Below are 6900 nucleotides of genomic sequence, written 5' to 3'. Positions count from 1 at the left end.
GACGATTGTTATTCAGAAAGAGTTGTTCAGAGCGCTTTTGCAAGACAATCCGCAGGTTCGAAACCGAGTAGCTCAGCTTGTTCGTGAACGGCAAGTGCAGAATCTTTCGAATACTCGAGATACGGATTCTGGGAAGCTACTGGATTTTGTCGTTAGCCAAGGTGTTACCGATGCTGAAAATGTATTGCTCATCGATTCGGATCTCTGCGTGGGATGCGACAATTGTGAATCTGCGTGTGCCGCGACACATTCGGGGTATAGTCGTTTGGATAGAAAGGGAGGAAAGAACTACGACTCACTCCAAATACCAGTATCGTGTAGGCACTGCGAAAATCCGCTTTGTATGATTGATTGTCCTCCCGATGCGTTGATTCGGATGGCAGATGGAGAAGTTGTTATACAAGACTCCTGCATAGGATGTGGAAATTGTGTTCGCAACTGTCCTTATGGAGTTATACAGATGGTCTATGACCGTCCTGCTACTGGCTCCAGAGGCTTCTTCGACTGGCTCTTTTCATCGTCATCACGATCAGTGGAGGAGGCCTCTACCGGAGGAGCCAAAGCAGGGAAATGTGATATGTGTCGCTCTCTAGAGGGTGGACCTGCCTGTGTAAGAGCGTGTCCTACTGGTGCGGCGATGCGGGTGAATCCAAATAAGATGCTCCGAATCGTATCGGAAAGAAGGCAGGAAGCATGAATCGAGAAACTTTTCTTAGCTATCACAACTTCTTTTATTTGTGGATAAGCCTGCTCACGATTGTGATTCTGAGTGTATTGTATATTTATCATTCGCCACTTGGTGGGGCCAATGGAGGAACTGTTCTCGGCTATTCCTATGGAGTACTTGCAACCATCGGTGTTTTGTATCTCATGTGGTATGGAATACGGAAACGCTCCTATGCGAAAGCCGCGGGGAGTCTCAAAGGGGCCCTTGCTGCGCATGTTTGGATTGGAGTGTCTTTACTACTGATCGTGCCGCTGCATTCTGGCTTTCAGTTTGGTCTTAATGTTCATACATTCGCCTATGTACTGATGGTAGTCGTGATTTTGAGCGGTATTTGGGGAGCCTTTAACTATATAACTCTCGCTCCTCGAATTCAGGCGCATAGAGGTGGTGGTTCACAAGAAGAAATTGTGGAACAGATCCTCTTCCTTTCCGCAGAAATCGAAAGAATAGTGGCCAGTGGAGAGGGCGATTATCTTTTGCGAGTGATGCATGAACTAGACATGCCTTTTTCTGTATCGCTCAAAAGTTCGTTAGCCAGAAATCGAAAAGCGAAAGAGTTAGACGCAAATCGCGCGGCCATTTTACTGAGCGCAATCCCAGAAAATGAGTCAGACCGGGGGTCTCAGCTCATTGAGCTGATCTCGAAAAAACGTGCCCTGATTCGACAGCTCGACTCTGATGTTGCAACTCTGTATTGGATGCGAGTTTGGCTCTACTTGCATGTGCCATTGTCTTTCGGACTTCTTGCGGCGGTGGGTGTTCATATTTTTTCTGTTTTCTATCGCTGGTAGTAAGGTTCGGGGGGTAGGGGAGGAGCTATGAATCTTCGAATTGTTATTGAATTCATCCGAGGGAATGGTCAGAGCGAGACCACCTCGCACGAATTTAATAAAAACTCGATCATAATTGGTCGAGGAGGAAAGTCAGATCTCAGCTGGAACTCCGATAAATTCTCTGCGGAGCACGTACGCTTGTCTCTTCGTGATGAATCGCTTTTTGTCGAAGACCTTCAAAGCATCGGTGGCGTTCGAGTAAATGGACATCTTATTCAGCGGCAAGAGCTGCGGAGCGGAGATACCATTCGCTTTGGTGATGTTATTTTTACGGTGAGTAACGAATCGAATACGTGGGAGCTTTCTGGTATCCGCAGAGAATTGCTAGACGAGAGCCTTGAGGAGTCTGCTGATAACCGTGTTCGTAGGCTTGATATTCGATATGTGTTTCCAAGTATAAAAAAAGTTTCGGCTCTGGTCGTAGTTTTCGTAGTTCTATTGTTTTTTATATTTCCATTGTTGGATATTCCCTCTCGAAGGGGTGCTATGGTCTGGAGCTCCGGACAGGTATCGTCCGCGCATATGATGATAGAACATGACTGTCAGGCGTGCCATGCGCATCCTTTTAAGCCAGTTCAAGATGAAACATGTCTTGCGTGTCATGAGATGACCGATCACGCCGTTTCTCTCGTAAAGAGTCAGTCTCCGCATGCTGAAGAGCGGTGTGCAAGTTGCCATTTTGAGCATAATGGCTCGAAAGGAATTACAGTAACCGAGTCAAAGTTGTGTACAGGATGCCATGAAAATCTCCTCAAGGTTATTTCAAAAGCTGATATGGAGGTACCTGAGTTAAGAGATGTGATAGATTTTAGAAGCCATCCTGAGTTTGCAGTGACTATACACTCGGAGGATGGCTATCAACGAGTCTCGCTGGATGACGCAGCTCGATTACTAGACCCTGCTCGCATTCAATTAAATCATGCAGTCCATCTACAAGATGGCCTGATGGGCCCTGACGGAACAGTTCAGTTAGGTTGCGATGATTGTCATCGTCTCACTCCCGATACAAAAACGTTTTCTCCTATTTCATACGAGAGGGATTGCTCAAGTTGCCATGGTCTTGAATTCGATGAACGTTTGCCAGGTGTCAGTGTGCCGCATGGTGATGCTGAAATAGTCTATAATTTTGCGTACGCTGAATATGCAAAACTTTTTCTTGATATCCGAGAACGCCCTGAGCGAGTTGTTCCTGGCTTTGAGCGCTTTAAGCCTGGAGCGGTCCGTCGTAAGTCGGTTGAACAGAGAGCATTTGTTCATAACGAGGTCGACGTGGCAGCACGAGGTGCAGAGGAGCAGCTCTTTACAAAGAAGGCATGTCATCTCTGTCATACTATTACGGAAAAGACATCAGAGCAGTTTTCAAGAGATGGAGAGCACAGTGCTCGATTCATTGTACAAAAACCGAACATTCCCGATGTTTGGATGCCAAAAGCTCACTTTGCCCATGCGGCACACCAAGAAATAAAATGTGAATCATGTCATGAAGGAGTCAGAGCTTCCGAGAGTACTCGTGATGTACTCCTTCCAGGGGTTGAGTCTTGTAAAGTCTGTCACAGCGATGTCGGCGTCCGAGGGAAAGTTCCTTCTGAGTGCGTCTTGTGTCACTCGTTTCATGAATCCAAGGTCTTACCAGAAGAGAAAAGACGAGAGCTTGCTGAATTCGCTCTGTTCTCTTTCACTGAGGGGAGAGAGGACGGATGAGGCATTTCATGCGGCAGTTTCATTTCAGCATCGCTCTCGTTCTATGCACTCTTATACTTGGATGTGGTGGCGGCGGGGATGGGAGGAGTAATCAGGAGAGCTCAGATAGTGGCTCAGCGAGCGCCAACTATGACTGTGATGGGAGTTGTTCACACCAAAGTTTGCTTGCTTCGGAGGTGGAACAGATTCTTCTCAATGCAATTGTTGCTTCGGAGTCTTTAGGAGTTGCAGCTACCGTGGCAGTGGTTGATCGGGTTGGGAATGTGCTCGCTGTCTATCAAATGGACGGAGCTGCACAAACAACGATCATTAATGGTCAAAAGGGTGCAATTGGTGGCCTAGAAGGAGTGTCGGTTCCAGCCACGCTTGCTGCAATATCTAAGGCTGGTACGGGGGCATATTTAAGTTCGCAGGGAAATGCATTTAGTACTCGTACTGCAAGTCAGATCATTCAGGAGAACTTTAACCCGGGTGAGAGTAGCCAGCCTGGTGGTCCTCTTTTCGGAGTTCAATTCTCTCAACTGATCTGTAGTGATATCACCACTATTCCCACAGAGTTTTCTTCAGGTCTTACTCTTGGACAGAACCCATCGTTTGCTGGAGGGATAGGTCCACGCTCATTGCCGCTTGGGCTCAGTGCAGATCCTGGCGGGTTCCCAATTTATAAACTTGGTGATCCCGTTGGGGGTATTGGCGTTGAGTTGGACGGATTGTATTCACTTGATCCAGTAGTTTTTGATCGGGACGATGCGATTGAAGAGAGGATCGCTCTTATGGCGCTCCAGGGTGGCTTTGAGGCCCCCTCTCAACGCGCTGCGGAGACAATTTCTGTCGTTGGAAAATCCCTTCGTTTTTCAGATATTAGCCTGAGTGAGCTCGAACAACTGTCTCCATCGGGAATAGCTCTTGACATGGAGCGTCTTGTCCCTGTGCCACTCTTTTCGAATGGAACGATACGCGCGGGCGCACAGTTTGGGGATCCCAGTTCTGGTGTGATGAAAATAACTAGAAGGGGAGTAGCCGCAGCAGTGCTCACGGACGGTACGGGTAATTTTCGCTTTCCCACTGTCGGTGGAACGCCGCTGCCGTCGGGAACGGAGCTCGCTGCGCACGAGGTGGATGCTTTACTTGATAGTATTCTGCTTACCGCAAATCGGACTCGCGGGCAGATTCGGAATCCAAAAAACTCATCCGCGAATGTCAGTATTTTTGTCGTTGACTCCTTTGGCGAAGTTCTTGGCATGGTTCGAAGTGGTGATGCGCCTGTCTTTGGGATTGACGTTGCGCTTCAAAAAGGAAGGACAGCAGTTTTCTTTAGTTCTGATGATGCTGGTGCGAGATTGGATGATGTTCGAGTAAGGAACGCTGTTGGTGAATTTAATGATTATGTCGGAGCCGTGCGCTCGTTTATCGGTGAAGATGCGCTGACCGGGACACATGCCTTTTCTGATAGAGCAGGGGGCAATCTCTCTAGACCCTTTTATCCAGATGGAATTCCCTCATCTTTTCATGGGCCGTTCTCTCATCCCTTTCCTGGACTGGCTCAGCCTGGAGTAAGGACGTGGAGTCCATTCAATACGGGATTACAACTTGATCTTATTTTTCAGAGATTGGTTCAGCCGCTTGGAATTCCAGTCAATCCCCCCAGTGTTCTCCCTGATAGCTGCACGGACAGTCGGGTTCTTGGCAGCAGGCTCCGAAACGGAATTCAGATTTTTCCTGGTTCGGTGCCTCTCTATCGCAATGGTATACTCGTAGGTGGAATTGGGATTAGTGGAGATGGCATCGACCAAGATGATTTGATCGCATTCTATGGTGCGAGTAGGAAAGGGCTTGATTTTGCGGGTCACCAATCAGTAGGAGATGCAGAGTTAGGATTTAATGCACCGCGGCAAATACGAGCAGATCAAATTCAAGGACCTCTTGAGAATACACGACTCCGTTATGTGAATTGCCCGGAGTCTCCGTTTATCGATAGCAGTGAACAACAGGTGTGCGGAGAGCTATGAGAAAACGATTTGTTTTGCTCCTTCCAGTTTTCTTGTGTTTGATCGATGTGGGGAGCACTCATGCTCAGCGTTTGCTCCGAGCTCAAAGAATCATTCAAGAGCCAATTGATGCAGTTCCTGGTAGTGAGGAGAATGGCCGAAGGGGAGACAATCAGGATCTTCACTCTTCAGGGATTACTCGAAGAAGACCAGGACAGCCCGTTACGGAATTTCCCGGCAATATTTATGAATCCGTGCGAGATATTCATTCAAGTGCATCAGAGTTCGTTCCGGTTCAAGATCGTTGGCGTCAGTTCTATGCTGGCAAGTGGTATGATCCATACAATCAAAATATTATAAAGGGAGATCTCCCCGTTTTTGGGAGTCCGGGACATGAGTGGTTTGCCGAGTTTTCTCTTATCTCGAATACCACTTTTGAGCGATTTAAGATTCCTGTTCCTGTTGGTGTTCCGAGCACGCTCAATGCCGGTTCATTGGATACGTTTGGAAATGGAAACTTCTCGCTAGCTGTCCAACAGGTTATTTCCTCTTTCTCCCTCATACGAGGAAATACGGTATTTATGCCCCCCGAACTTGAGCTTCGCATTACCCCTGTTTTTAGTTTGACCGATGTAGATGCCGCAGAAACAGGCTTGGTAAAAGTCGATCCGAGCCGGGGGACTGAAAGAACGCAGGGAGATTTATCGCTGCTTGAGTTCTTCTTTGATTATCATATCGCAGATATTAGTGAACGATACGACTTCATTTCACTTCGTGTAGGTATTCAAGAATTTTCGAATGACTTTCGAGGTTTTGTCTATTCTGATCAGCAGCCAGGCATTCGGCTTTTTGGAAACTGGGATAATAATAAATGGCAGTATAATTTAGCATGGTTTCCCCGCCTCAATAAGGAAACAAATACTTTTGTAAACGAACTTGAGAGCAGACATGAAGATGTTTTTATCTTTAATGTGTATCGACAGGACGCATTCGTCCTTGGGCATCAAGTTCAAGCAAGTGTGATTTATCGTGAAGATCTTGCTGGAGAGTCTAAATCCCACTTCAATGATAATGATCTTCTTGTTCGTCCTGCAGCAATTGGTGATGAGCGCCCAAAGAACATTCGTTCAACGTATTTAGGATTGAATGCTGATGGGCATATTGGTCGTATAAACACCACAAGCGCGTTTTATTATGTCCTTGGGACCGAGACTCACAACCAGATTGCAGGTCGTGAACAGGATATTCGGGCCTTCATGATAGCACAGGAGCTCTCATATGATTTTGATTGGCTGAGGCTCCGTGGTTCTCTCTTTTGGGCATCGGGGGATGCTAACCCCTTTGATTCAAAAGCTGAAGGCTTTGATGCAATCTTTGATCGTCCAAATTTTTCGGGTGGAGACTTGTCGTTTTGGCAGCGGCAGGGTGTTCCCTTTATCGGTGGAGGTGAGGTTTTTCTCGTGAATGTTGGAAGCCTCCTGCCAAACTTACGACCCACAAAAGAAGAGGGACAGTCAAATTATGTTAATCCTGGGCTCCGTCTCTTCAATTTAGGTCTTGATGTTGAGCTTACGCAAAAGTCTAAATTAATAACAAATGTAAGCTATCTTATGTTTGATGAATCGGCAGTTATTGAGCGCACCCGTCAGAT

5 protein-coding genes are annotated in these 6900 nt (G+C 47.0%); all 5 read left to right on the top strand.

Going from position 1 to position 6900, the window contains the following annotated elements:
• Positions 1–697: 4Fe-4S dicluster domain-containing protein (locus EBR25_11910; protein NBW41689.1), on the top strand; the 697-nt coding region annotated here is incomplete at its 5' end.
• Positions 694–1518 (top strand): hypothetical protein, encoded by an 825-nt coding sequence (locus EBR25_11905; GenBank protein ID NBW41688.1) that lies wholly within the window; start codon positions 694–696, stop codon positions 1516–1518. The genes EBR25_11910 and EBR25_11905, both read left to right, overlap by 4 nt.
• Positions 1519–1545: 27 nt before the next feature.
• A complete protein-coding gene (locus EBR25_11900) occupies positions 1546–3261 on the top strand; it encodes an FHA domain-containing protein (protein ID NBW41687.1) in 1716 nt (571 codons plus the stop codon).
• Complete coding sequence (locus EBR25_11895; protein ID NBW41686.1) at positions 3258–5270, top strand: hypothetical protein; 2013 nt, start codon at positions 3258–3260, stop codon at positions 5268–5270. The genes EBR25_11900 and EBR25_11895 overlap by 4 nt, the downstream gene beginning before the upstream one ends.
• Positions 5267–6900, top strand: a 1634-nt coding sequence (locus tag EBR25_11890) for a hypothetical protein (protein NBW41685.1), incomplete at its 3' end; no start/stop codon positions are given. The genes EBR25_11895 and EBR25_11890, both read left to right, overlap by 4 nt.

Source organism: bacterium (genome assembly GCA_009926305.1).
Lineage (GTDB): Bacteria > Bdellovibrionota_C > UBA2361 > UBA2361 > RFPC01 > RFPC01.
The sequence above is the reverse complement of the archived record's forward strand: the minus strand, read 5'-3'. Positions and strand labels throughout refer to the sequence as shown.